At 57.9% G+C, this 23,548-nt stretch carries 20 protein-coding genes and 2 tRNA genes; 10 read left to right on the forward strand and 12 right to left on the reverse strand.

Annotation, left to right across the window (positions count from 1 at the left end):
• Positions 1 to 24: 24 nt before the first annotated feature.
• Positions 25 to 1,554: a cryptochrome/photolyase family protein gene (locus NI40_RS14260; RefSeq protein WP_127353289.1), complete on the reverse strand. Its 1,530-nt coding sequence runs from the start codon at positions 1,552 to 1,554 to the stop codon at positions 25 to 27.
• Positions 1,551 to 1,697, reverse strand: coding sequence for a DUF2256 domain-containing protein (locus NI40_RS23060; protein WP_071789391.1), 147 nt, complete (start codon positions 1,695 to 1,697; stop codon positions 1,551 to 1,553). Before NI40_RS23060 ends, NI40_RS14260 begins: the two co-directional genes overlap by 4 nt.
• A gap of 215 nt (positions 1,698 to 1,912) precedes the next feature.
• Here NI40_RS23060 and mtfA point away from each other — a divergent pair, with 215 nt between their 5' ends.
• Positions 1,913 to 2,710, forward strand: coding sequence for a DgsA anti-repressor MtfA (gene mtfA / locus NI40_RS14265; protein WP_039263800.1), 798 nt, complete (start codon positions 1,913 to 1,915; stop codon positions 2,708 to 2,710).
• On the opposite strand, the gene NI40_RS14270 is transcribed toward mtfA, so the two are convergent.
• Positions 2,707 to 3,918 (reverse strand): MFS transporter, encoded by a 1,212-nt coding sequence (locus NI40_RS14270; protein WP_039263801.1) that lies wholly within the window; start codon positions 3,916 to 3,918, stop codon positions 2,707 to 2,709. The genes mtfA and NI40_RS14270 overlap by 4 nt on opposite strands.
• Positions 3,919 to 4,056: 138 nt before the next feature.
• Here NI40_RS14270 and NI40_RS14275 point away from each other — a divergent pair, with 138 nt between their 5' ends.
• The 6 genes from NI40_RS14275 (at position 4,057) to NI40_RS14300 (ending at position 12,263) form a co-directional block, all read left to right on the forward strand.
• Positions 4,057 to 5,799, forward strand: a complete 1,743-nt coding sequence (locus NI40_RS14275; RefSeq protein WP_039263802.1) for an IucA/IucC family protein — start codon at positions 4,057 to 4,059, stop codon at positions 5,797 to 5,799.
• Positions 5,799 to 6,746 (forward strand): GNAT family N-acetyltransferase, encoded by a 948-nt coding sequence (locus NI40_RS14280; protein WP_039263803.1) that lies wholly within the window; start codon positions 5,799 to 5,801, stop codon positions 6,744 to 6,746. Before NI40_RS14275 ends, NI40_RS14280 begins: the two co-directional genes overlap by 1 nt.
• Positions 6,743 to 8,485: an IucA/IucC family protein gene (iucC, locus tag NI40_RS14285; protein WP_039263804.1), complete on the forward strand. Its 1,743-nt coding sequence runs from the start codon at positions 6,743 to 6,745 to the stop codon at positions 8,483 to 8,485. The genes NI40_RS14280 and iucC overlap by 4 nt, the downstream gene beginning before the upstream one ends.
• Positions 8,482 to 9,807: a lysine N(6)-hydroxylase/L-ornithine N(5)-oxygenase family protein gene (locus NI40_RS14290; protein WP_039263805.1), complete on the forward strand. Its 1,326-nt coding sequence runs from the start codon at positions 8,482 to 8,484 to the stop codon at positions 9,805 to 9,807. The genes iucC and NI40_RS14290 overlap by 4 nt, the downstream gene beginning before the upstream one ends.
• A gap of 26 nt (positions 9,808 to 9,833) precedes the next feature.
• Complete coding sequence (locus tag NI40_RS14295; RefSeq protein WP_045142987.1) at positions 9,834 to 12,023, forward strand: TonB-dependent siderophore receptor; 2,190 nt, start codon at positions 9,834 to 9,836, stop codon at positions 12,021 to 12,023.
• Between the two features lie 164 nt (positions 12,024 to 12,187).
• A tRNA-Asn gene (locus NI40_RS14300) sits at positions 12,188 to 12,263 on the forward strand.
• Positions 12,264 to 12,452: 189 nt separating this feature from the next.
• On the opposite strand, the gene NI40_RS14305 is transcribed toward NI40_RS14300, so the two are convergent.
• On the reverse strand, positions 12,453 to 12,842 hold the full coding sequence (locus NI40_RS14305; RefSeq protein WP_045142988.1) for a RidA family protein: 390 nt from the start codon (positions 12,840 to 12,842) through the stop codon (positions 12,453 to 12,455).
• 141 nt (positions 12,843 to 12,983) lie between these two features.
• Here NI40_RS14305 and NI40_RS14310 point away from each other — a divergent pair, with 141 nt between their 5' ends.
• Complete coding sequence (locus NI40_RS14310; RefSeq protein ID WP_039263806.1) at positions 12,984 to 13,904, forward strand: LysR family transcriptional regulator; 921 nt, start codon at positions 12,984 to 12,986, stop codon at positions 13,902 to 13,904.
• A gap of 75 nt (positions 13,905 to 13,979) precedes the next feature.
• Here NI40_RS14310 and NI40_RS14315 read toward each other — a convergent pair whose 3' ends face one another.
• From NI40_RS14315 to NI40_RS14325, 3 genes are all read right to left on the reverse strand, one after another.
• On the reverse strand, positions 13,980 to 14,282 hold the full coding sequence (locus tag NI40_RS14315) for an XRE family transcriptional regulator (protein ID WP_029741460.1): 303 nt from the start codon (positions 14,280 to 14,282) through the stop codon (positions 13,980 to 13,982).
• A gap of 4 nt (positions 14,283 to 14,286) precedes the next feature.
• On the reverse strand, positions 14,287 to 14,640 hold the full coding sequence (locus NI40_RS14320) for a type II toxin-antitoxin system RelE/ParE family toxin (RefSeq protein ID WP_039263808.1): 354 nt from the start codon (positions 14,638 to 14,640) through the stop codon (positions 14,287 to 14,289).
• 177 nt (positions 14,641 to 14,817) lie between these two features.
• Entirely contained in the window at positions 14,818 to 15,711 is an 894-nt protein-coding gene (locus NI40_RS14325; RefSeq protein ID WP_039263809.1) for a LysR substrate-binding domain-containing protein, read from the reverse strand.
• 173 nt (positions 15,712 to 15,884) lie between these two features.
• Here NI40_RS14325 and NI40_RS14330 point away from each other — a divergent pair, with 173 nt between their 5' ends.
• Positions 15,885 to 16,490 (forward strand): glutathione S-transferase family protein, encoded by a 606-nt coding sequence (locus tag NI40_RS14330; protein ID WP_039263842.1) that lies wholly within the window; start codon positions 15,885 to 15,887, stop codon positions 16,488 to 16,490.
• A gap of 43 nt (positions 16,491 to 16,533) precedes the next feature.
• Here NI40_RS14330 and cbl read toward each other — a convergent pair whose 3' ends face one another.
• Together cbl and nac are read right to left on the reverse strand one after the other, a co-directional pair.
• On the reverse strand, positions 16,534 to 17,484 hold the full coding sequence (gene cbl / locus NI40_RS14335; protein WP_010432106.1) for an HTH-type transcriptional regulator Cbl: 951 nt from the start codon (positions 17,482 to 17,484) through the stop codon (positions 16,534 to 16,536).
• A gap of 96 nt (positions 17,485 to 17,580) precedes the next feature.
• Positions 17,581 to 18,498, reverse strand: coding sequence for a nitrogen assimilation transcriptional regulator NAC (gene nac, locus NI40_RS14340; RefSeq protein WP_033145933.1), 918 nt, complete (start codon positions 18,496 to 18,498; stop codon positions 17,581 to 17,583).
• A 319-nt stretch (positions 18,499 to 18,817) separates the two neighbouring features.
• Here nac and NI40_RS14345 point away from each other — a divergent pair.
• Positions 18,818 to 18,893, forward strand: a tRNA-Asn gene (locus NI40_RS14345).
• A 145-nt stretch (positions 18,894 to 19,038) separates the two neighbouring features.
• Here NI40_RS14345 and ldtA read toward each other — a convergent pair.
• The 3 genes from ldtA to NI40_RS14360 form a co-directional block, all read right to left on the reverse strand.
• Entirely contained in the window at positions 19,039 to 19,935 is an 897-nt protein-coding gene (gene ldtA, locus NI40_RS14350; RefSeq protein ID WP_039263810.1) for a L,D-transpeptidase, read from the reverse strand.
• Between the two features lie 62 nt (positions 19,936 to 19,997).
• A complete protein-coding gene (locus NI40_RS14355) occupies positions 19,998 to 22,691 on the reverse strand; it encodes a cation-transporting P-type ATPase (RefSeq protein WP_039263811.1) in 2,694 nt (897 codons plus the stop codon).
• A 47-nt stretch (positions 22,692 to 22,738) separates the two neighbouring features.
• Complete coding sequence (locus NI40_RS14360) at positions 22,739 to 23,170, reverse strand: universal stress protein (protein ID WP_023312348.1); 432 nt, start codon at positions 23,168 to 23,170, stop codon at positions 22,739 to 22,741.
• Positions 23,171 to 23,548: the final 378 nt, after the last annotated feature.

Here is a 23,548-nt window from a genome sequence, read left to right on the forward strand (position 1 = left end):
CAACCGGCGCGGTGGTGAAATACATCAGAGCTCGTTGAGATGCAGGCGAATATACCCGGCGCGATCGGCAATGGCCTGCCGCTCCTCTTCCTTCATGTCCGCAAGCTGTTTAAAGACAATGCCCAGGCGGGGATTGTTACCCAGACGCGCCTGGTTGCGCGCAAAGAAATCCCAGTAAAGGGCATTGAAGGGGCACGCCAGCTCTCCGGTACGCTGGGTGTGCTGATACCGGCACCCCTGACAGTAATTACTCATCTTGTGAATGTACGACGCGCTCGAGACGTAGGGCTTACTGGCCAGCAATCCGCCATCGCCAAACTGGCTCATTCCGAGGGTATTGGGCAGCTCCACCCATTCAAAGGCATCAATATAGACCCCCAGATACCATTCATGAACCGCCTGCGGCGACAGGCCGCTGAGCAGGCTAAAGTTCCCGATGACCATCAGGCGCTGGATATGGTGGGCGTAAGCCTCGGTGAGCGACTGCCCAATCGCATGCGCCAGGCAGCGCATCTGCGTCCTGCCGGTCCAGAACCAGTCCGGCAGCGGGGCGTGCTGGTCTAAGGCATTCAGCTCCCGATAGCCCGGCATCTGCGACCAGTAGATCCCACGCACGTACTCCCGCCAGCCGAGAATTTGTCGGATAAACCCTTCAACGGCTGGCAGCGGCGCATGGCCCGAACGCCATGCCTGCTGGGCGGCAGCCACCACTTCCCGCGGATTAAGCATTTTGGTGTTCAGCGCGAACGAAATTAACGAGTGGAACAGAAAAGGCTCCTCAGCGTGCATCGCGTCCTGCCAGGCGCCGAACTGCGGGAGCACGTGAGCGATAAATTCATCCAGCCTGGCTTTGGCTTCCGAACGGTTGAGCGGCCAGCTAAAATTCCCGGCCTGCGGTTCACCGAAGGTGTTTACGCCGCAGCGCTGGATCTCCGCCCATAAGGCTGAATAATCGTGGCGCGGACGCGAGTCGTCCGGCGCGGGCGGCTCGCCGGACCAGCGCTTGCGATTTTCAGCATCATAATTCCATTTTCCCCCTTCCGGCTCGCCTTCTGAGGTTAACAGTACGCCGTGCTGACGACGCATTTCCCGGTAAAAGTACTCCATTCGCCAGCTTTTGCGCGTCGCAAAGAACGCGCTCACCTGTTCACGGGTGGTGAAGAAATGCTCGCTGCTGACGCAGGCCGTTTCGACGGACGCCGCTTTCGCCCACGCCTGCAGCTGCGTATCCAGGCGCCATTCGTCGGGCTCCTGCCATATCACCCTGTCGGCGCCGTAATGCGCGACAAGCGCGTTAAGATTGTCTTCCAGCGCGCCGCGGTTTGAGTTGTCAGAGAGCCGGACATACCTCACCCGATGCCCCTTCTCCTTTAACGCAGAGGCAAACGCGCGCATGGCCGCAAAAATGGCGATCACTTTCTGAGCGTGGTGAAGCACGTACGCGGTTTCGGCCCGCAGCTCCAGCATCACGTAAATGACATTCGGATTGCAGGCATCAAACCAGCTATGGTGCGGATTAAGCTGATCGCCCAGGATCAGGCGCAGTTCGGTCAACGGTGGCTCCTGCGACAGCGCTCGGAACAGTATTTGACCTCATCCCAGCATTTTGCCCACTTCTTGCGCCACGTCATGGGCCGCTGGCAGTGCGCGCACGCCCGGCTGGGCAGGTTCTGCTTGTTACCTTTGAAATCGCTCATCTTTTCAATACCGTACTGATTTCTTCACCAGACCGGTGGATGCAGGCTACGACAGACTTCACAAAATGAAGGTGATGCCCGTAAACCGCTACCCACCGCTACGTACGAATGATAGTTTATTCAGGCTGGAATTGTCGCAGTGAGCGATTTTCTGGCATCTTAACCGAACCTGACTTTCCCATTTTTGTTCAAGTGACGAGTTTGCGAGCAAAGCGATGATAAAGTGGCCCTGGAAAACGAATGAAGCTGGCCGGGATATGGCGCTGCCATGGAATGACGCGCTGACGATCCCTGTTCTGGCTAATCTTAAGCCGGATGAACAAGCGAAACTGGTTCAGCTGGCGGATCGTTTTTTACAGCAAAAACGCCTGGTTCCACTGCAGGGTTTCGAACTCGATCCCCTGAAAAACGCGCGCATCGCCCTGCTTTTCTGTCTGCCGGTGCTGGAATTGGGTATCGAGTGGCTGGACGGCTTCCACGAAGTGCTGATCTATCCGGCTCCCTTTATCGTCGATGACGAGTGGGAAGATGACATCGGGCTGGTGCACAACCAGCGCGTGGTGCAGTCCGGACAAAGCTGGCAGCAGGGGCCGATTATCCTGAACTGGCTCGACATTCAGGACTCGTTCGATGCGTCCGGTTTTAATCTGGTTATCCATGAAGTGGCGCATAAGCTGGATACCCGCAACGGCGATCGCGCCAGCGGAGTACCGCTGATCCCACTTCGCGAAGTGGCGGGCTGGGAGCACGATCTGCACGCGGCGATGGATAACATTCAGGATGAAATAGACCTGGTGGGCGAAAGCGCGGCCAGCATTGACGCCTATGCGGCAACCGACCCGGCCGAGTGCTTTGCGGTGCTCTCGGAGTATTTCTTCAGCGCGCCCGAGCTTTTCGCGCCCCGCTTCCCGGCGCTGTGGCAGCGTTTCTGTCAGTTTTATCAGCAGGATCCGCTCCAGCGTCTGCGGCAAAATGAGGAGTCTGGCGGCCATTCCTCCCGCCAGATCCATTAAGGCTTTTCGGAAGGGGTCCGCTCGGTTGACCGTACCCCTATGCTCAACGCTAAAAACAGCACTGCCATTCCCCATGCGGCCACCGTCAAAGACTGCTCGCCGTAAAAGCGCGTCACCACAGGCACCAGCAGCGCGCTGACGCCGTAGCCTAACGTGTGGCTGGTGGCGATAACGCCCGCGCCTTTCCCGGTGGTCAGCCTGTCGTTCAGCAGCAGCTGGTAGCCCGGCGTGGCCATCGCCGCCCCGAGTGAAGTGATAACAATCCCCACGTAGAACAGCGTTAAACCGGCGACAGTCATCAGCCCAAGCCCTGCGACCATTAACACCGCCGCGATGCAGAGCAACGTCACCGGGGTGAAATGCTGCGGGCGGACCACCAGAAACTGCGCCGCGAGCGTGGCCAGCGCGGCCAGGCTCAGCAGAAGCGCAACATGATGGCTGATCTCCCGGGCGTTGCCCTCCAGCAGAGGGCTAAGATGCGGTGACAGGCCAAGCTGCATCAGGCTGACCAGCGCCGCCAGCAGCAGCGCCAGAAGCAGGAACGGCAGCATGGAGGCCTGCAGGCGGGTCGCCTGGTGCGCTACCGGCGGCAGCGGCGGGTCTGCGGCTTCGCGAAGCACCAGCAGCAGCGCGATTAACGGCGCGATCGCCATCAGCCAGAGCGGCGCCACCGGGCTGACGCTGAGCATCAGCGCCGCCAGCGGCGGGCCGAGCAAACGTCCGCAGCTGAGGCCGGAGCTTATCGTCGCCAGCGCCGCCATTCTTTTCTCCAGCCCCGCACGCTGAATAGCCCACGTCTGGGCCGCAGGCACCAGCCCCGAGACCGTCAGTCCGTAAAGCAGACGTGAAAGAATCAGTCCCGCCAGTCCCCAGACGGTATCCAGCCTTCCGGCCGCCATCGCCCAGACCACCAGCGCCATGACGGCGAAACTGGCCAGATAGCCGCTCAGCGAGGCCACCATCACGGCCTTACATCCCCGCCGCTCGCTCTGGCGTCCCCACCAGGGCGAGGCCGGTAAAAAGAGCATGGATCCAAACATCAACAGCCCGGCCCAGACCGAAAGCGACAGCCCGGTCAGGGTCACCAGCTGCGGGAGCATCACCAGCAGGCCGTTTTGCCCGATACCTAATAAACCCGCACATAACGCCACGGGCCAGTTGGCTTTTGAGGTGACCTTTTCGGTCAATGTTTCTGAGTCAGCGCGCATGAGAATGTGAACATAGTGTCAATAAATGTGTGGAAATCATGAAGTTTATGAAAACAAATATTGCAAAAATGGTTGCGGCTGTAAACAGAATGAATATCATAACGAGAATTATTATCAATCATGGAATGAGGTACATCTATGCGTGCTCTGCCCCGCTCTGCCGGTACAGACGTTGCAGCCCAGTGTTTTTTGAACGCCCTGTTGCGCGAAACGAAGGACTGGCGCTATCTCCCCGCTACCGCTGCGGATGCGTTACCGAACATTCATATCCCGCTGTCCCAAACCCAGGCGCTTCGGGTTCCGGTACGCTATTTCTCTCCCACCCAGCATCATCAGTACCGTTTCCCGGCCACGCTTCTTCAGAGCAACAGTGATGACGGTGACGCCGTCACATTTGATCAACTGGTTGATTTAATTCTTGAAAAACCGTCAGTAAAAGGCTCGCTGGATGCCGATACGCTGGCGCGTTTTAAGCAGCGCGTTCTCGAAAGCCATGCCCACACCTGGCAGGCGATCGATCTGCGCCACGGCTGGGTAAACCTGCGCGATAAGCCGCTGACGTTTGCTGAAGCGGAACAGGCGCTGCTGGTCGGCCACGCGTTTCACCCGGCGCCGAAGTCGCACGAGCCGTTCAACGAAACAGAGGCGCGTCGCTATCTTCCTGATTTCGCCTCCCGCTTCCCGCTGCGCTGGTTTGCCGTTGAGAGCGCGCTCGTCGCCGGCGACAGCCTGAACGTCTCCCTGCGTGAGCGTCTGCTGCGCTTCGCGGCCCAGAGCGCGCCTGAACTGCTCGGCCACTTCACCGACACCCGCTGGCTGCTGCCGATGCATCCGTGGCAGGCCGACTATCTGCTGGAGCAGGACTGGTGCCAGCGTCTGGCGGAAAACGGTGCATTGCAGGACCTGGGCGAAGCGGGCGCGCAGTGGCTACCCACCAGCTCCTCCCGCTCGCTGTACAGCGAAACCAACAGCGACATGATTAAGTTCTCCCTCAGCGTGCGCCTGACCAACTCCGTGCGCACGCTGTCGGTCAAAGAAGTTAAGCGCGGAATGCGCCTGGCGCGCCTGGCGAAAACGGAACGCTGGCAAGAATTACAGGCCCGCTACCCGACCATGCGCGTGATGCAGGAGGACGGCTGGGCGGGGCTGCGTGACGAAAGCGGCGTTATTCAGGAAGAGAGCCTGATGGCCCTGCGCGTCAACCTGCTGTTCGATACGCCAGACACCCAGACCAACGTGCTGGTGAGCCTGACCCAGGCCGCGCCGGACGGCGGCGACAGCCTGCTGGCCTCCGCGGTGCGCCGTCTGAGCCAGCGTCTGGATTTACCCCTCGCCAGGGCCGCCCGCTGCTGGCTGGACGCCTACTGCGACCGCGTGTTGCTCCCGCTGTTCAGCGCCGAGGCGGACTACGGTCTGGTCCTGCTGGCGCACCAGCAAAATATCCTCGTTGAGATGCAGCAGGATTTCCCCGTCGGGCTGATCTACCGCGACTGCCAGGGCAGCGCCTGGACCGAAGGAGCCGACGCGTGGCTGAAAGAGGCGGGCGAAACGGAGGTGGAAAACCGCTTCGGTGAGAGCCAGCTGCTGCGCTACTTCCCTTATTACCTGCTGCTGAACTCTACCCTTGCCGTCACCGCCGCCCTCGCCGCCGCCGGTTTCGACAGCGAGGAGAACCTGATGTCCCGCGTGCGCGACGCGCTGACGGAACTGCGCCGCACGGCGAAGCAGACCCGCTGCCTCGACTACGTCCTCGACAGCCCGACATGGAACTGCAAAGGCAACTTCTTCTGCTACCTGCACGATCGCAATGAAAACACCATCGTCGATCCGGCGGTGATCTATTTCGACTTTAGCAACCCGTTTTACAAGGAGAAGGCGTAATGTCCATCGCGAATATCGTCCATTCCGGCTACGGCTTTCGCTGCACCGCAACGGATCGCGCGCTGCCGCTGACGTTGGGTCTCGACGGCAGCGCGGTGCTGGAGCGTCTGAATGGGATCCCGGACGGCTGGCTGGTCGAAGCACTCGATCAGCTGTTTGTTGCCGCACCCGCGCTGACCGGCATTACCCTGCCATGGGCAACCTGGCAGGATGAACCCCAGGCGCAGGCGCTGTTTAGCCTGGCCCACGGGGACTATCTGGCACGCGAAACCTTCTGGCAGCTGCCGCTGTGGCTGAAAGGCGAACGGCCGCAGGCCAGCGGCGGGATGCAGTTTGATGAGAGCCGTCAGCTGTACTTCCCGCTGCGTCCTCACCGCCCGCAGGGCGAAGTGTACCGTCGTTACGATCCGCAAATTAAGCGCACCCTGAGCTTCCGCGTGGCCGACGTGGCGCTGGACGGCGAGCGCTTTACGCGCTGGATGAACAACCCGCGCGTGAACGCCTTCTGGGAGATGGCGGGCCCGCAGGCCGAGCAGGAAAGCTACCTGCGCCGTCAGCTTGACTCGACGTACTGCTACCCGGTTATCGGCTGCTTCGACGACCAGCCGTTCGGCTATTTTGAGCTCTACTGGGCGCCAGAAGACCGCATTGGCCGCCACTACCGCTGGCAGCCGTTTGACCGCGGCCTGCACATGCTGGTGGGCGAAGAGAACTGGCGCGGCGCGCAGTACATCCGCAGCTGGCTGCGCGGCCTGAGCCACTATCTGTATCTCGATGAACCGCGCACCGCGCGCATCGTGGCTGAGCCGCGCTTCGACAACCAGCGCCTGTTCCGCCATCTGGCCTCCGCCGGTTTCGACACGGTGAAAGAGTTCGACTTCCCGCACAAGCGCTCGCGCCTCATCATGAGCCAGCGCCACCGCTTCTTCAGCGAGGTGGAACTGTGAACGCGCTCTGGCAGAAAGTGAACCGCGAGATGGTGGCGAAGATCCTCGCCGAGCTGGAGTACGAACGCACCCTGCGCGCTGAGCCGGTTTCGTCGAACGGCTGGCGCATCGCCATGGGCAACGAGTCCTGGCAGTTTCGCGCCACGCGCGGGATCTGGGGCTGGCTGCATATCGACCCGGACAGCCTGATCGCCGCCAGCGGCGATGCCGTGGAAGCGGAACGCGCGCTGCTGCAGCTGGCGAGAGTGCTGGAGATGAGCGACGCGCAAACGGCAGAGCATATGGAAGATCTCTACGCCACGCTGCGCGGCGACATGCAGCTGCTGCAGGCGCGTGAAGCGCTGGACGCGGACGCGCTGATCCACCTCGACCCGGACGAATTACAGTGTCTGATGAGCGGTCACCCGAAGTTTATTTTCAACAAAGGTCGCCGCGGCTGGGGCCTGGACGCGCTGCGTCAGTACGCGCCTGAGTATCGCGGACGTTTTCGCCTGCACTGGGTCGCCGTTCAGCGCGAGCATCTGGTCTGGAGCAGCGACGCCGATTGTGATATCAGCGCCCTTCTGGCCAGCGCCATGGACAACGCCGAGCGCGCCCGCTTCAACGACCGCTGGAACGCGCTCGGTCTCAACGACGGCTGGCTGCCGGTGCCGCTGCACCCGTGGCAGTGGCAGCAGAAGATCGCCATTCATTTCCTGGCGCAGCTGGCGCGCGGTGAGATGGTTGAGCTGGGCGAATTTGGCGACGAGTATCTGGCGCAGCAGTCCCTGCGCACGCTCACTAACGCCAGCCGTCGCGCGCCGTATGACATCAAGCTTCCGCTGACCATCTACAACACCTCCTGCTATCGCGGCATCCCGGGCAAGTACATTGCCGCCGGGCCGCTGGCTTCGCGCTGGCTGCAGCAGCAGTTCGCTACCGACGCCACGCTGATCCGCTCCGGTGCTCAGGTGCTTGGCGAACCCGCCGCCGGTTATCTGTCGCATCAGGGCTATGCCGCATTGCCGAAAGCGCCCTACCGCTATCAGGAGATGCTGGGGGTGATCTGGCGCGAGAACCCGTCCAGTTATTTAGAAGACGGTGAACAGGCGGTGCTGATGGCAGCGCTGATGGAAACCGATAACGCCGGGCGCCCGCTGATCGACGCGTGGATTAAACGCTCGGGGCTAAGCGCCGACGCGTGGCTTGAAAAGCTGTTCGAGGCAACGGTGATCCCGTTCTATCACCTGATCTGCCGCTACGGCGTGGCGCTGATCGCCCACGGCCAGAACGTGACGCTGGTGATTAAGGACTACGTCCCGCAGCGCATCCTGCTGAAAGATTTCCAGGGCGATATGCGCCTGGTGGATGAGGATTTCCCGCAGGCCCAGAGCCTGCCGGAGCAGGTGAAGGCCGTCACGGCGCGCCTGAGCGCGGATTACATTATTCACGACCTGCAAACCGGTAATTTTGTGACGGTGCTGCGCTTTATCTCGCGCCTCACGCTGCAATGCGGCGTGAGCGAAACGCGTTTCTACCAGCTTCTGGCCGGAGTTTTACGGGAGTATATGGCGGCGCACCCGGATCTGGCAGAGCGCTTCGCCAAATTCGATCTCTTCAAGCCGCAGATTATTCGCGTGATCCTCAACCCGGTCAAACTGACCTTCTCCGAACACGACGGCGGCAGCCGCATGCTGCCTAACTACGTCACCGACCTTGATAACCCTCTTTTTCTCGCCTCCCGGGAGTCAGCGCAATGAAAACCTTTGATTTCATCGGCATTGGTATTGGCCCGTTTAACCTCAGCATCGCCGCTCTGGCCGAAGGGCTGGACGGCTTTAGCTCGCTGTTCCTTGAGCGTAAACCGCACTTCTCCTGGCACCCGGGAATGATGGTGCCGGACTGCCACATGCAGACCAGCTTCCTGAAGGATCTGGTCAGCGCCGTGGAGCCAACCAACCGCCACAGCTTCCTGAACTACCTGGTGCAGCGCAAAAAGTTCTACCGCTTCCTGACTACCGAGCAGCGCACCGTCTCCCGCGAAGAGTTTGCGGACTACCTGTGCTGGGCGGCGGAAAACCTCACCAATCTCGCCTTCAGCCAGCAGGTACAGCAGGTGAGCTTTGATGAGAAAAGCGGCCTGTTTGAGGTAATGACCCAGCGCGACCGCTTCCTGGCGCGCCACGTCTGCGTGGGGATTGGCAAACAGATCAACCTGCCTGACTGCGTCACCGCGCAGGACGATACCTGCTTCCACGCCAGCGAGATGATGCTGCGCACGCCGGATCTCGCGGGCAAGCGCGTCACCGTCGTCGGCGGCGGCCAGAGCGGCGCCGACCTGTTTTTGAATATCTTCCGCGGCGAATGGGGCCAGCCGCTGAGCCTGAACTGGGTATCGCGCCGCAATAACTATAATGCGCTGGATGAAGCCGCCTTTGCCAACGAGTATTTCACGCCGGAGTACGTGGACAGCTTCTCCACGCTGGGTGAAGAGGCCCGTCGGCAGATGCTGCACGAGCAGAAGATGACGTCCGATGGGATCACCACCGAGTCCCTGCTGGCGATTTACCGCGCCATGTACCACCGCTTCGAAGTGCTGCGTGAAAAACCCTGGGCGCATCTCCTGCCGTCCCGCTCGGTGACGTCCCTGACGCGCCAGGAAAACGGCCATCGCCTGAGCATTCAGCATCACCTCGACGGCGGCCGCGAGCAGCTGGAGAGTGACGTGGTGATTTTCGCCACCGGCTACCGCGCCGTGCAGCCCGCGTTCCTCGCGCCGCTGTCTCACCGCCTGCATCTGGATACGGACGAAGCCTTCTGCATTAACAACGATTTCACCCTCGAATGGGACGGCCCGCAGAGCAACCGCCTGTTCGCCGTGAATGCCGGGATGCACCGTCTCGGCATTGCCGAACCCCAGCTCAGCCTGATGGCCTGGCGCGCGGCGCGAATTTTGAATCGCGCGCACGCCGACGAGCCGTTTGAGCTGGCTACCACACCCGGCGTTATCCACTGGCGCAGCACCACCAGCCCGGAGAACAGCCCGGTTTTTAAATCGTTAGCAAAAACCACCGAGTACTGACACACACAATCAGGATCAACATAACAATGAAACGTTCTCATCTTTGGGTTTTAAATCCTTGCTTGCTTGCAATGCTTTCTACCTCTGCGTGGGCGGAAGAACAAAAGGAAGAAAATATCGTGGTCTCCGCCAGCCGCGCGCACCGCAGCGTGGCGGAGATGGCGCAGACCACCTGGGTCATCGAGCGAGCTGAAATTGAGCAGCAGGTTCAGGGCGGGAAAGAGATTAAAGAAGTGCTGGCGCAGCTGATCCCAGGTATGGACGTCAGCAGCCAGGGCCGTACCAACTACGGCATGAACCTGCGCGGCCGCTCAATGATGGTGATGGTGGACGGCGTTCGCCTGAACTCGTCCCGCAGCGACAGCCGCCAGCTGGACTCTATCGATCCGTTCAACATTGACCGTATCGAAGTGATCTCCGGCGCCACCTCGCTCTACGGCGGCGGCAGCACCGGCGGCCTGGTGAACATCGTCACCAAAAAAGGCCAGCCGGATACCGAAGTGGAGTTCCAGACCGGGGCAAAGAGCGGGTTTAACAGCCACAACGATCGCGATGAGAACGTGTCGGCAGCCGTAAGCGGCGGCAACGACAACGCCTCCGGTCGTCTGTCGGTGTCGTATCAGCGCTACGGCGGCTGGTATGACGGCAAAGGCAACGAGGTGATTATCGATAACACCCAGACCGGCCTCCAGTATTCCGACCGTATTGATGTGATGGGCACAGGCACCATCAACATTGACGATCGTCAGCAGCTGCAGCTGACGACCCAGTACTACAAGAGCGAGTCCGACGGCAAGCATGGGCTGTATCTCGGGAAGAACTTCTCGGCGGTAACGGGCGATGCGACCGCGTACAACAAAGATAATCTCGATTCTGACCGCGTACCGGGCACCGAGCGCCATCTGATCAACCTGCAATACTCCAATACCGACTTCTGGGGCCAGGATCTGGTCGCGCAGATTTACTATCGCGACGAGAGCCTGACCTATTATCCGTTCCCGACCCTGACCAAAGGCGTGGTGAGCAGCATCGGCGCGTCCCAGCAGAAAACCGATTTTTACGGCGGCAAGCTGACGCTGAACAGCAAGCCGGTGGACGATTTAACGCTGACCTGGGGTGTGGATGCCGACCACGAAACCTTCGATGCCAACCAGCAGTTCTTCAATCTGAGCAAGGCCGCGGCGAGCGGCGGCATGGAGCTGGATAACGCCTACAACGTGGGCCGTTACCCGGGCTACAGCATCACCAACCTCGCCCCGTTCCTGCAGGCCAGCTACGACATTGACGCCATCACCCTGAGCGGCGGCGTGCGTTATCAGTACACCGAGAACAAGGTGGACGACTTTGTCGGTTATACCCAGCAGCAGGCCATCGCCACCGGGAAGGCCACCTCCGCCGACGCGGTGCCGGGCGGAAAAACCGATTACAACAACTTCCTGTTTAACGCCGGGATCCTCGGTCGCCTGACCGAACAGCAGCAGCTGTGGTTTAACTTCTCCCAGGGCTTCGAAATTCCGGACCTGGCGAAGTACTACGGCTCCGGCACCTATCAGCTCAGCAACGGTCACTATCGCCTGCTGAACAGCGTCAACGTGAACGACTCGACGCTGGACGGTATCAAGGTCAACGCTTATGAGCTGGGCTGGCGTTACACCGGCGATAACCTGCGCACGCAGGTCGCGGCGTATTACTCGCTCTCGGATAAAACCATCACCATCAACAAGACGGATATGACCATCAACCTGGAAGACGACAAGCGTCGTATCTACGGGGTGGAAGGTCAGGTGGACTATTTCTTCACCGACAGCGACTGGAGCACCGGTGCGAACTTTAACGCCATCAAGTCTGAAACGCGCGAAAACGGCAAATGGGAGAAGCTGACGGTTGACAGCGCCAGCCCGTCGAAAGCCAGCGCATGGGTCAACTGGGCGCCGGGCGACTGGACCCTGCGCGTGCAGAGCACGCAGACCTTTGACGTGTCAGACTCCGACGGCAAGAAGATCGATGGCTATAACACGGTCGACTTCCTGGGCAGCTACGCCCTGCCGGTGGGTAAGGTCAGCTTCAGCGTGGAAAACCTGCTGGACAAAGACTACACCACCGCCTGGGGCCAGCGCGCGCCGGGGCTGTATAGCCCAACCTACGGCGCACCGGGGCTGTATACCTATAAAGGCCGCGGACGTACGTTTGGTCTGAACTACTCCGTACTGTTCTGATCCTGCGCGCCGCCTGCGGGCGGCGCATTTTGCTGTGTAATTTCAACGCGAATTTGCTATAAAATCAGCGAGTTGCTGAAATTGTCGGCAAACAAACGAAAAGTGCGTTTTCACCCTTTGACAAGGCGTACCGAGGCCGCTACTATGCGCCTCGTTCACACGATTCCTCTGTAGTTCAGTCGGTAGAACGGCGGACTGTTAATCCGTATGTCACTGGTTCGAGTCCAGTCAGAGGAGCCAAATTTAAAAAGCCTGCTTTTAAAGCAGGCTTTTTGCTTTTCTGCGTCTCGACAATTTTCTGGTGGTGCTGCGCTTACCCGACCTACGGAACTGTATGCCCGGTCAGCGCAGCGCCACTGGCGCAGTAAACCGCTGCTTTCATCATTTTTCCTCTGTCTTATTTTCGACTAGCGGAAAGACCCGTAACGCTCAGGGCAGCCTGGCAATCACCTTAATCTCAAACTGGAATCCGTACAGCCACGTCACGCCGATCCCGGTCAACGTCGGGTAAGGCGCTTTCCCCCAATATTCTGGCAGGATACTCCAGATAGCGTCGAGGTTTGACTCGGGATCGACGACAAAGAGGGTAACGTCAACCACGTCACCGAACGTGCAGCCCGCAGCAGCGAGAACAGCATTAAGGTTTTCGAATGCCAGCCGGATCTGCGCGTTGAGATCCTCTTCAGGCGAACCATCCTCCCGGCTACCTACCTGTCCCGAAACAAACAGGAAGCCGTTAGATTTGATGGCGGGTGAATAGCGATTGCGCTCGTAGAGCGCCTGCCGACCGAAGGGAAAAACGGCTTCGCGTGTTGTCATATTTGTGCCTCTGTAAGGGGGCGAAACCCGCCCGGTGAACATAAAGACACTTTACAGGTGCCAACTCGGGCGGATAAACAAGCGACTTTGTCCATCATTGTTTGTAATATCCAAACAATCGGTGAAAAGAGAGAACAACGGATGGATCGTTTCGATGCGATGCGCGCCTTTGCTCGCGTGGTGGAGGCAGGCAGTTTCACCAAGGCTGCCCAAACGCTTCATATGAGCAAAACCACGGTGACGCAGCTTATTCAACAGCTGGAAGCGCGCCTGCGCGTCAAGCTGCTCCACCGCACCACCCGCAGGCTCGGTGTGACTCCTGATGGCGCGGTCTACTACGAGCGCGTCATCCGCCTGCTGGCGGACATGGAAGATGCTGAAAACAGCCTGTCCAGTGCGACGATGACGCCCCGGGGGCGACTACGGGTGGACGTGCCCACTCCTCTCGCCCGCCTGGTGCTGGTGCCCGCGCTACCGGCTTTTCACGCGCGCTACCCTGATATCCAGTTCGACATGGGCGTGAGTGACCGGGTGGTGGATCTGATCGGCGACAACGTGGATTGCGTCGTGCGCGGCGGTGAAATCAACGACCAGTCCCTGATCGCACGCCATGTCGGCGATTTGCAAATCGGTGTTTACGTCGCACCGAGCTATGTGGAACGCCTCGGCGCACCTGCGCATCCGCGAGAGCTGGAAAACACAGACCATCGCATAGTGGGATTCTTGTCCTCACGCACCGGCAAGGTTGATCCTCTGGTACTGCACGGTGAGAGCGAACATATTGAAATCACGGGAAGCTACGTGCTTGCAGTGGATGATGGCAATGCCTACCTCGAAGCCGGGCTCGCGGGATTAGGCGTGATTGCGCTACCCGTTTATATGGCGGCAGCACATCAGGCTTGTGGCTCCTTGATTCCGCTATTTGAAGACTGGCGTATTAACCCAATGCCCCTGTACCTGGCCTTTCCGCCGAACCGCCACGTTAACGCCAAACTGCGCGTTTTTATTGATTGGATCGCTGAAGTGATGCAGCAGCATGTCCCCACTTCTACAAATAAGTAACTGCATCTATTCGCTCATCACCGCCGAGTGACGGTCATGCTGGCGGTTTTGAAGCTGGCTTTTTGCTTTTCTGCCCTACAGCACAAACTCATAGTGCGAGCCATCCGGCAGCTCCACATCAAGCCGCAGCTTTCCGCCCGCAGCCTCAACGTAGCGCTTGAGAGAAGAGAGTTTCAAATCGCGCCCGGGCTTTTCCATTACCGCAACGGTAGGTTGCCTGATACCCAACGCCTGCGCCATTTCTACCTGCGTTTTTTGTACTTTCTCGCGTAACTCAGCAAGATGAATGTTGAGCAAAATATCCGTTGCTATCGCCTGAGCGCTGGCGACAACCTCCGGCTTTTCATCCGCTATAAGCTGCTCAAGGGTTCTTCCCATCGCGCTATTCCCTCTCTTTTAATCTATTCAGCCAGTGAGTGAATTCCCGGTCAGCAACGAGAAGCATCTCATCGTAGAATCGCCTTTCATTGCCGACCTTATTGCCCGCACAAAGCACGATACCCGTGCGGTTTGGATCAAAGGCGAAAAACGCCCGCAAGGGATCGCCCTTACTCTGAATACGTAGCTCTTTCATGTTGCTGTGACGAGAGCCTTTAAGCGTATCAGCGTAGGGTCTCGATAAACCCGGCCCCTTCTCTCGCAAAACCAGCAGTGCTGCAAGTACGCTGGCGCGTTCGGTATCGTCAAGCGAAGTGAACCAGCGATCAAACCTGTCCGTCGTGTTAATTGCCCACACAAAACCTCCCATTCAATATAGATCAAAAGCTATATACGTGCAAAGCTATAGCGATGATTATGCTGAGATGGAAAAGCAGAATCTTGTGGGGTTACGGGAATACTGAATGCGTGCCGGAGTAATTCTATGTCTCCCTTGTTGGATATTCATTTTGTTACGAGCAGAATCGGAAAAAGTTCAGCAGCCCAGCAACTGCCGCCAGGCCGCCACTTCCTCATCCAGCCACGCGGCAAAAAGAGCCACCTCGGGCTTCGTCTCCGTTGACTGCGCTTTCACCAGCCAGTAAGGCCAGGGATACGGCGCGGTAATTGAGGTTAGCTGGACCAGTTCCCCCCGGGTGATGGCATCCTGAACCAGAGAGCGACGCTCCAGCGCGATGCCTTTCCCGAGCCGAACGGCTTCGATAATTAAATTCGAGTCGTTAATGCATAAACCGCCAGGCACGATCTCTTTCTCCAGCCCCGCATTTACGCACCACGTTTTCCACGACTCCATGGAAAAAATAATATGACTTTTTGCAATCTCAGCCGGCGTAGCGGGCAGCACACCGTCGTTATAGCCGGGTGCGGCCACCACAATGAGTTCATCGGAAAAAAGGTAATGGCTTTCGCTCCCTTCCCAGTTTCCCTTCCCCATCCGTATCGCGATGTCTGTTCCTTCCTGCTGCAGGCTGGTGACCGTCAGGCTGGCCTGGATCCGAAGAGTGATAAGCGGATATTTCGCCCGAAAGCGTTCCAGACGCGGCAACAGCCAGTGGCATCCAAAAGACGGCACCATCGCCAGCGTCAGCTCCTGCTTTCTCGGCTTCACCTGTACAAGCCGGGTGGCATCTGCGATATGGTTCAACGCCTCGCGTACCTGTAAGGCATAGAGCCGCCCTTCTTCGTTAATCTGCACCCCGCGTCCCTGACGGATAAAGAGCTTTACGCCCACCATCTCCTCCAGCACTTTGATCTGCTGGCTGATTGCGGAATGGGTAACGTGGAGTTCTTTCGCCGCCAGCGTCACGCTGCCAAGACGGGCGACGGCTTCAAAGCTTCGCAAACTGGCAATGGGTGGAAAATCCGACATGAAAGCTCTCCCTTATCCGCGCTGGATGTATAACGGCAACTTGCCCACATGTCAGTAATACTAACCTTTACGGTAAGATACTGAAGATATTCGCCAGGAAGTTTGTATTGTACTGTCTGTTCATCCTCTTCAATGACGCGTTATTTCACAGAGACAGGAAAACGGCAACGATGATTAAGCTTATTGGCATGATGGATTCACCTTATGTACGGCGCGTGGCGATTTCCCTTGAACTTTATGGCGTTGAGTTTGAAAGTCAGCCGCTGTCGGTATTCAGCACCTTCGACGCGTTCTCCCGAATCAACCCCGCGGTAAAAGCGCCGACGCTGATTCTGGATAACGGAATACGTTTGATGGACTCGTCATTGATATTGAATTATTTCGAGACTCAGGCCGCACCCGGGCGGAGGCTTCTGCCCGTCGCGCCGGATGCGCTGGCAAACGATCTTCAGACGCTGGGCTTTATCCTCGCCGCCGCGGAGAAAGCCGTGCAAAATGTGTATGAGCACAACCAGCGCCCGGTGGAAAAGCAGCACGCTTTATGGGTCGAGCGCATTACCACCCAGCTGCTGGCGGCCTGCAGGGAATGGAATGCCTTGCTGAAGACGCGTCCGGCCTCCGCCGTTCCCGATCAGGTTGCCGTCACGAGCACGGTTGTCTGGACGTTTATTCAGTCGATGATCCCGCACATCGTTAACGCAGCGGATTTTAGGGGGATTCAGGCGGTTGCCGAATCATTTGAATCACAGGCGGTCTTTAAAAAATATCCGTTCAGCTAAGCGATGAGCCCGGTCAGCGCAGCGCTACCGGGCAAATCAGCACCTAAATCTGATAATCAATCGCCACTTCTTCCGGCTCCATCACCTGACGTTTAATCTCATCTACCGACAGCCCGGCGTTGCAGAGCTCGATAAAGCGCCACACATAGTTGCGCTGCAGTTGCCCGCGCTTCAGGCCAAGCCATACGGTATTGGCGTCGAACAGATGACGCGTATCAAGACGCACCAGGTTCCCGTCCTCGCGTTCTCCGCTGGACTGTTCCGCCACCAGGCCAATGCCCAGACCCAGCTCGACGTAGGTTTTGATCACGTCAGAATCCTGCGCGCTCAGCACCACGTCCGGCGTTAGCCCTTTGCGGTTGAAGGCTTCATCAATGCGCGAACGTCCGGTGATCCCCTGGCGGTAGGTGATCAGCGGCCATTTCGCAATGTCTTCCAGCGTCAGAGGGGAAACCTGATTCAGCGGATGATCGACCGGGAGTAACAGGCTGTGGTACCAGCGGAACCAGGGAAAGGCCACCAGCAGCGGGTCGTTGCTCAGGCGTTCGCTGGCAATGCCGATATCCGCCCCACCGTTTTGCAGCAGCACTTCAATTTCCTGCGGCGTGCCCTGGATGAGCTCCAGACGGACGTCGGGGAAAAGTTCGCGGAACGCTTTAATCACCGGCGGCAGGCTGTAGCGCGCCTGGGTGTGGGTGGTGGCAATGGTGAGTACGCCCGAGGCGTCATTGGTAAAGAGATCCGCCAGACGACGCACGTTGCTGGCCTCGTTGAGGATCCGCTCAGCGATGGTGAGCAAAGCCTTACCCGGCTCCGTCATGCCGAGCAGCCGCTTGCCGCGACGGATAAAGATCTCTATGCCCAGCTCCTCTTCCAGCTCGCGGATGTGGCGGCTGACGCCGGACTGAGAGGTATAAAGCATATTGGCGACCTCGGTCAGGTTGTAGTCCCGCCTGGCCGCCTCACGGATAATTTTAAGTTGCTGGAAATTCACGGTTCACTCCGGCGCATCTGACATAGCTCTATTGTTAGAGTCAGCCGCGCTGCAGAACAAATAATAAAAACCAGCATCTTATGCTTTTATGGAATATCAGCTCACGAGCTGGAGTTCACGGTTCTCAAGCGACGGCTTGCTGACCAGCGACATCAAAATCTCTTTTACCGCCTGCGCCTGCGGCGTCAGCGAACCGCGTGCAGACATGTTCAGCGACAGCGGCAGGCTCATCGAAGGCGTGGTGATGCGCGCCATCCAGCCGTTTGCCGCGCTGCACAGCGAGCGGGCTGCGGATTCCGGCAGAACCGTCACCCCCATTCCGCTGGCAATGGCCGCGGTGAGCGTGGAGATTGAGTCAATTTCACCGATGATTTTGGCCGTCAGGCGGCGCAGGGAGAACGCTTCGTCCACGCGCACGCGCACGGCGCTGTAGTCGCGCGGCAGATAAAGGTTCATCTCTGCCACGGCGGTAAGGTCTACGCTCTGGCCCGGACAGTCACGGGTGCCCACGAGGTAGAGATCTTCTTTCAGCAGCGGCTGGCTGGTGATGCCGGCGACCGGGGAGCGATCGTAAAGGACCGCCATATCCAGCTGGCCGTTGAGCAGTTTGTCATTCAGCACGGAGCCGCTGTTTTCGTGCAGGTACACCAGCACTTCTGGCAGCTCGGCGCGGACGGCCTGCAGCAGCGGCATGGTAATAGAGGACGCGGCCGTTCCCGGCGCCAGGCCGATAGACACGTGCCCGCTCAGGGTCTGTCCCACGTTATTCACCGCCAGCTGCGCCTGTTCACACTGGCGGAGGATGGTGCGCGCATGGGTATACAGGATTTTGCCTGCTTCCGTTGGCGTGACGCCGCGTTTGGTGCGGATCAACAGCTGCTGATCCATCTCGCCTTCCAGAGTAGCCACCTGCTGGCTCAGCGCAGGCTGCGCGATATGCAGCACTTCTGCCGCTTGAGTCAGGCTGCCGATATCGACGATTTTTACGAAGTATTTCAGTCGTCTTAAGTTCATTTTGCCCCCTGTTCGAAATGCTGTGCCGGAACCGGCTGTCGTTGTTGAACAGGATTTGCAATATGAATGCCACTTTTACCAGGCGGTCTAAATTGTTCGCTAAGCGCCTGAAAATAAGGAAACCTAATCATGGAGGGGGGTTTTATTACCGAAACAGCAGTTTATGATCTGCCCCATTAGGGGTATGCCCGCACCATGACGGTGCATTCCGCTGCCAAAAACATCACTTTGCCGATTTTGTCAGCAAACGATCAAAAGGCGTTGATCCACCCTTTGACAAGGCGAACGCAGGTCGATAATATTCGCCCGTTCACACGATTCCTCTGTAGTTCAGTCGGTAGAACGGCGGACTGTTAATCCGTATGTCACTGGTTCGAGTCCAGTCAGAGGAGCCAAATTTGAAAAGCCTGCTTTTAAAGCAGGCTTTTTGCTTTTCTGCGCAAGGTAAATGCAAAACGGCAACCGGGTTGCCGTTTTTAGTGTTTGCACCCTCTCCCGTGGGAGAGGGCTGGGGTGAGGGCACCAGCCCGCGCTATCCCTTCACATGCCAATCTTAACCGGCATTCCCGACCGCCGTTCCAGTTCAGCGCCCGCGCCCTCGTTTATCAGCTGCGTCCGCTGCGCGGCTGAAATAGGCAGAGGCACTTTCCGGGTTGACTCAAATTCCGCGCGGTTACGTGATAATGGCTCGTGAACCTCCACCCAGCGGCTGCCGTCCGGCTCCGTGGTCATTTTTACGGGCCGATCGATAAGCTGCACGCGGGTTCCCACGGGAACGTTATCGAAAAGATACTTGATGTCGTTATTACGCAGACGAATACAGCCCTGACTTACCCGCAGCCCGATGCCGAAATTCGAGTTTGTGCCGTGAATGGCATACAGCCTGCCGATATAAATCGCATACAGCCCCATCGGGTTATCCGGCCCGGCGGGCACGAATGCCGGCAGCGTTTTCCCTTCTGCCGCATAGGCGCGACGCGTATTCGGCGTTGGAGACCAGGTTGGCCCCTCCTGCTTACGCTCAACGGCCGTCACCCAGTTACGCGGGGTTTCGCGCCCGGCCTGACCGATGCCGATGGGCAGCACTTCAACGGTGTTACCGCCTGGCGGGTAATAGTAAAGGCGCATTTCTGCCGCATTCACGATAATGCCCTCGCGGACGGTGTCAGGCAAAATCAGCTGCTGAGGGATCACCAGCCGGGTGCCGGATTTGGGCAAAAAAGGATCCACGCCCGGGTTTGCTTCCAGCATATTGCTTAGCCCCTGCCCGTATCGTGCGGCAAAGGCTTCCAGAGGCAGCGTGTTGCCTTCTGGAACGGTGATGATAATCGGGTTTCCCACCAGACGACTGCCTTCCGGCGGAAGCGTATAGGTTACGGCAAACGCACCGGGAACGGCGGCGCACAGCGTAAGGACGAACCAGGTAAGTCGAATCATAGTTTCCTGTGCTCAAAAAAAGAGAAAGCCCGGGCTCGGGCAGGCTTTCTCAGTTTACGCTATTACGCCTCGGTTTTGCGCCACCTGCGCGTCAGCACTTTCTCCGCCTCGACAATAAGGAACATCACAAAACCAATCAGGAAGGTGATGACCCAGTAGCGGAACGGCAGCGCTTCGGTGCCAAAGAGCATCTGCATGAACGGTGCGTAAATGATAAGAAGCTGTAGCGCCAGCAGTACGCCGCTCACGATCCAAATACCTTTGTTCGCCAGCAGGCCTTTGCTCAGCGAGAAGCCGTCATTAACGCGGCAGTTGAGCATGTAGAACCACTGCGCAGTGACCAGGGTTTGCAGCAGCACGGTGCGGATAAATTCTGCCGAGTAGCCGCGCGGCTGTAGCCAGGCTTCCAGCACGAAGGCGCTGATGGCAATCATCAGACCGACAAACACCACGCGCCAGATGGCATAGCCGTCCATCACATGGAGATTCGCCTTGCGCGGTGGCCGGTTCATGATGTCCTTCTCACCCGCCTCAAACGCCAGGCCAAACGATAGCGTTGCCGACGTCGCCATGTTCATCCACAGGATCAGGACCGGCGTCAGCGGGATCAGGTTCCCCGCCAGCAGCGCGATGATGATCAGCAGAGCCTGCGCGATGTTGCTGGGGATAACGAACAGAATGGTCTTTTTCAGGTTGTCGTAAACCCGACGCCCCTCGTGCACCGCGCTGGCAATAGTGGCAAAGTTGTCATCCGTTAGCACCATGTCGGCGGCTTCCTTGGTCACTTCCGTCCCCTTAATCCCCATGGCGATACCCACATCCGCCCGCTTGAGCGCTGGGGCATCATTTACGCCATCCCCGGTCATGCCCACGACTTCCTGTTTACTTTGCAGGGCCTGCACAAGGCGGAATTTATCCTCCGGGCTGGTTCGGGCGAAAATATCGTACTGCTGCGCGGCGTCGCTCAGCTGACGATCGTCCATCGCCTCCAGCTCACGTCCGGTGATAGCGCTTGCGGCGTTACCAATCCCCAACATTTGCCCAATGCTCATTGCCGTTTGCGGGTGGTCGCCGGTGATCATTTTCACGCGGATCCCGGCCTGCAGACAGTCAGCAATGGCGGTAATCGCCTCCGGACGCGGCGGATCCATCATTCCAGCAATACCCAGCAGGATCACGCCGTCATGCAGGTCCGGATGATCCAGCTCGCGTTGTCCCTCGTGGGCAGGTTTCCAGGCCGCAGCCACCATGCGCAGCCCTTCACGGGCATACTCTTCAATCTTCCCTTCCCAATAAGGCTGATCGAACGGCTGCAGTCCGTCATTCGTCTGCTGGTACTGGCAGAGGCGGAACAGGACGTCCGGCGCGCCGGTGATTAAAATCACCTCTTCATCGCCCAGCCGGTACAGGGTGGACATGTATTTATACTGTGAATCAAACGGGATTTTACTGCGCATTTCGGTGTCGACCGGTGGGAGCGGGATTTTCGCCGCCAGCACCTTCAGCGCGCCCTCGGTTGGGCCCCCGGTGATTTTCCACAGCCCCTGCTCGTCTTTGATCAGCTGGCTGTCATTACAGAGATCAATGGTGCGCAGGTAGCGTTCCAGCAGGGAACCCTGCGTCACGCTGACGGGCGTCGGGTCATCTACGGGGTGAATACTCCCCACCGGTTCGTAGCTGTCGCCCTCTACGCGATAGGTCGTGTCAGCGGTAATCACCGCTTTGACCGTCATTTCATTCATCGTCAGGGTGCCGGTTTTATCCGAGCAGATGACCGTCATCGCCCCCAGCGTTTCCACCGTAGGCAGCTTGCGAATGATGGCCTTGCGACGCGCCATGGCCTGTACGCCGAGCGAAAGGATGATGGAAATGATGGCCGGCAGGCCTTCCGGCACGGCGGCAACGGCGAGGCTAATAAGCGACAGCACCAGTTCAGAAACCGGCATATCCCGGAACAGGAGGCTAAAGACAAACAGCGCCACCATCATCACCAGGATAGTGATGAAGATGGTCTTACCGAGCTTATCCATCTGCACCATCAGCGGCGTGCGGTGTTTTTCAATGTCGGACATCATCTGATTGATGTGGCCCAGCTCGGTCTCGCCCCCGGTTGCCACCACCACGCCTTTACCGCCGCCGGAGCTAACGGTAGTGCCTGAGTAGAGCAGATTATACCGGTCACCTAAAGGCAGTTCCCCGCTTAACGCATCGCTGTTTTTCTCAACAACGGTGGATTCGCCGGTCAGGATGGCCTCCTCCACGCGAAGGTTATGCGCTTCAATCACGCGCAGGTCCGCAGGGATACGATCCCCGGCGCGGATCACCACGATATCTCCCGGGACCAGCGCCGTGGTGGGGATCGTTTCGTGATTCCCCTGTCGTACCACCACGGCTTCGCTGGAGAGCATATTGCGAATGCTCTGCAGCGATTTTTCAGCATTGCTCTCCTGGATATGGCCAATCAGCGCGTTAATGATGGCAACCCCAAGGATCACAAACATGTCTACCCAGTGGCCCATAAAGAGCTTAAGCAACGCGGCCACCAGCAGAACGTAAATCAATACGTCGTTAAAATGCGCCAGGAAGCGCAGCCAGGCGGGTTTGCCCTTTTTTTGCGGTAACGCATTCTCACCGTGCTGCTGAAGCCGGGCTGATGCCTCTGTGCCGCTAAGGCCTTCCAGGGTGGAGTGGATATTCGACAGGGTTTCGTCAACGGTTTGTTGATAATACGGACGTTCAGGTTTTCCTGTTTTCATCGTTCCTTCCTCAGGTTCTATTCAGAAATCACCTTGCTTCTCTGTAATTAACGAATAACGAAAACAGGAACATGTGCGTAACGAACAATACTTGCCGCCTCCGATCCTAACAAATGGGTTTGAATATTTGGATTTCGCGAGCCGACAATAATCGCGCCGACGGTAAGTTCATCCGCCAGCTTAATAACCTCATCACGAACATTCCCGCTACGGACGTGGAGATGAACACGCTCTTCTGGCAGATTTACTTTTTTGACCAGGTCAGACAGCTTTTCTTTTGAATTATTAATCATATATTCATCCATCTTGCGCGCATCTGAAATAAAACCACGCGTCAGTTCGGCTGAAAATTTGGGCATGACGTGCAGCAAATGAATGTCACCCGATGCGCTTTGCGCCAGAAACTGTGCATGCTGCAACGCTTTATCCGCAAGGCTTGTCTCGTAGACATCCACCGGAACGAGAATGTTTTTATACATATCGAGCATCCTTTTTATAACCAACACGAGAGTGAATGAAGAAAAAAAACGCATTAAATGCAGGGGGTTGCCCTTAATGCCAGTTACGGTAAAAAAAGATGATTAACATTAAACGTAGCACAGGAATATCAGGTTTAGCGCTTCCCCACTGATAATGGTTATTTAACATTTATCTTTTCGCCGACTATGCTCATAGTCAGCTACCGCTTCCGGCTCATGGAGGAATGTATGTATGGTTTAAGCCTGATCCGTCTGGGTATGTTTATTGCGCTTGCCATTATCGCCAGCACGGCGATTGGTTTATTTACCTATATGGTCGTCACTGTTCTGGCAGAATAGTGTCACCCCTGTCCAGGTTATGGAATAAATAAAACAGTT

Source organism: Enterobacter sp. E20 (genome assembly GCF_000801755.2).
Taxonomy (GTDB): Bacteria; Pseudomonadota; Gammaproteobacteria; order Enterobacterales; family Enterobacteriaceae; genus Enterobacter; species Enterobacter asburiae_B.

Bases quoted from the DNA above. Each gene is read 5' to 3' on its own strand.
- NI40_RS14295 (WP_045142987.1), top strand. From the start codon at position 9,834: ATGAAACGTTCTCATCTTTGGGTTTTAAATCCTTGCTTGCTTGCAATG.
- NI40_RS14280 (WP_039263803.1), top strand. From the start codon at position 5,799: ATGTCCATCGCGAATATCGTCCATTCCGGCTACGGCTTTCGCTGCACC.
- mtfA (WP_039263800.1), top strand. From the start codon at position 1,913: ATGATAAAGTGGCCCTGGAAAACGAATGAAGCTGGCCGGGATATGGCG.
- nac (WP_033145933.1), bottom strand. From the start codon at position 18,498: ATGAACTTAAGACGACTGAAATACTTCGTAAAAATCGTCGATATCGGC.
- NI40_RS14310 (WP_039263806.1), top strand. From the start codon at position 12,984: ATGGATCGTTTCGATGCGATGCGCGCCTTTGCTCGCGTGGTGGAGGCA.
- ldtA (WP_039263810.1), bottom strand. From the start codon at position 19,935: ATGATTCGACTTACCTGGTTCGTCCTTACGCTGTGCGCCGCCGTTCCC.
- NI40_RS23060 (WP_071789391.1), bottom strand. From the start codon at position 1,697: ATGAGCGATTTCAAAGGTAACAAGCAGAACCTGCCCAGCCGGGCGTGC.
- NI40_RS14355 (WP_039263811.1), bottom strand. From the start codon at position 22,691: ATGAAAACAGGAAAACCTGAACGTCCGTATTATCAACAAACCGTTGAC.
- NI40_RS14290 (WP_039263805.1), top strand. From the start codon at position 8,482: ATGAAAACCTTTGATTTCATCGGCATTGGTATTGGCCCGTTTAACCTC.
- NI40_RS14305 (WP_045142988.1), bottom strand. From the start codon at position 12,842: ATGACAACACGCGAAGCCGTTTTTCCCTTCGGTCGGCAGGCGCTCTAC.
- NI40_RS14360 (WP_023312348.1), bottom strand. From the start codon at position 23,170: ATGTATAAAAACATTCTCGTTCCGGTGGATGTCTACGAGACAAGCCTT.
- NI40_RS14275 (WP_039263802.1), top strand. From the start codon at position 4,057: ATGCGTGCTCTGCCCCGCTCTGCCGGTACAGACGTTGCAGCCCAGTGT.
- NI40_RS14270 (WP_039263801.1), bottom strand. From the start codon at position 3,918: ATGCGCGCTGACTCAGAAACATTGACCGAAAAGGTCACCTCAAAAGCC.
- NI40_RS14315 (WP_029741460.1), bottom strand. From the start codon at position 14,282: ATGGGAAGAACCCTTGAGCAGCTTATAGCGGATGAAAAGCCGGAGGTT.
- NI40_RS14325 (WP_039263809.1), bottom strand. From the start codon at position 15,711: ATGTCGGATTTTCCACCCATTGCCAGTTTGCGAAGCTTTGAAGCCGTC.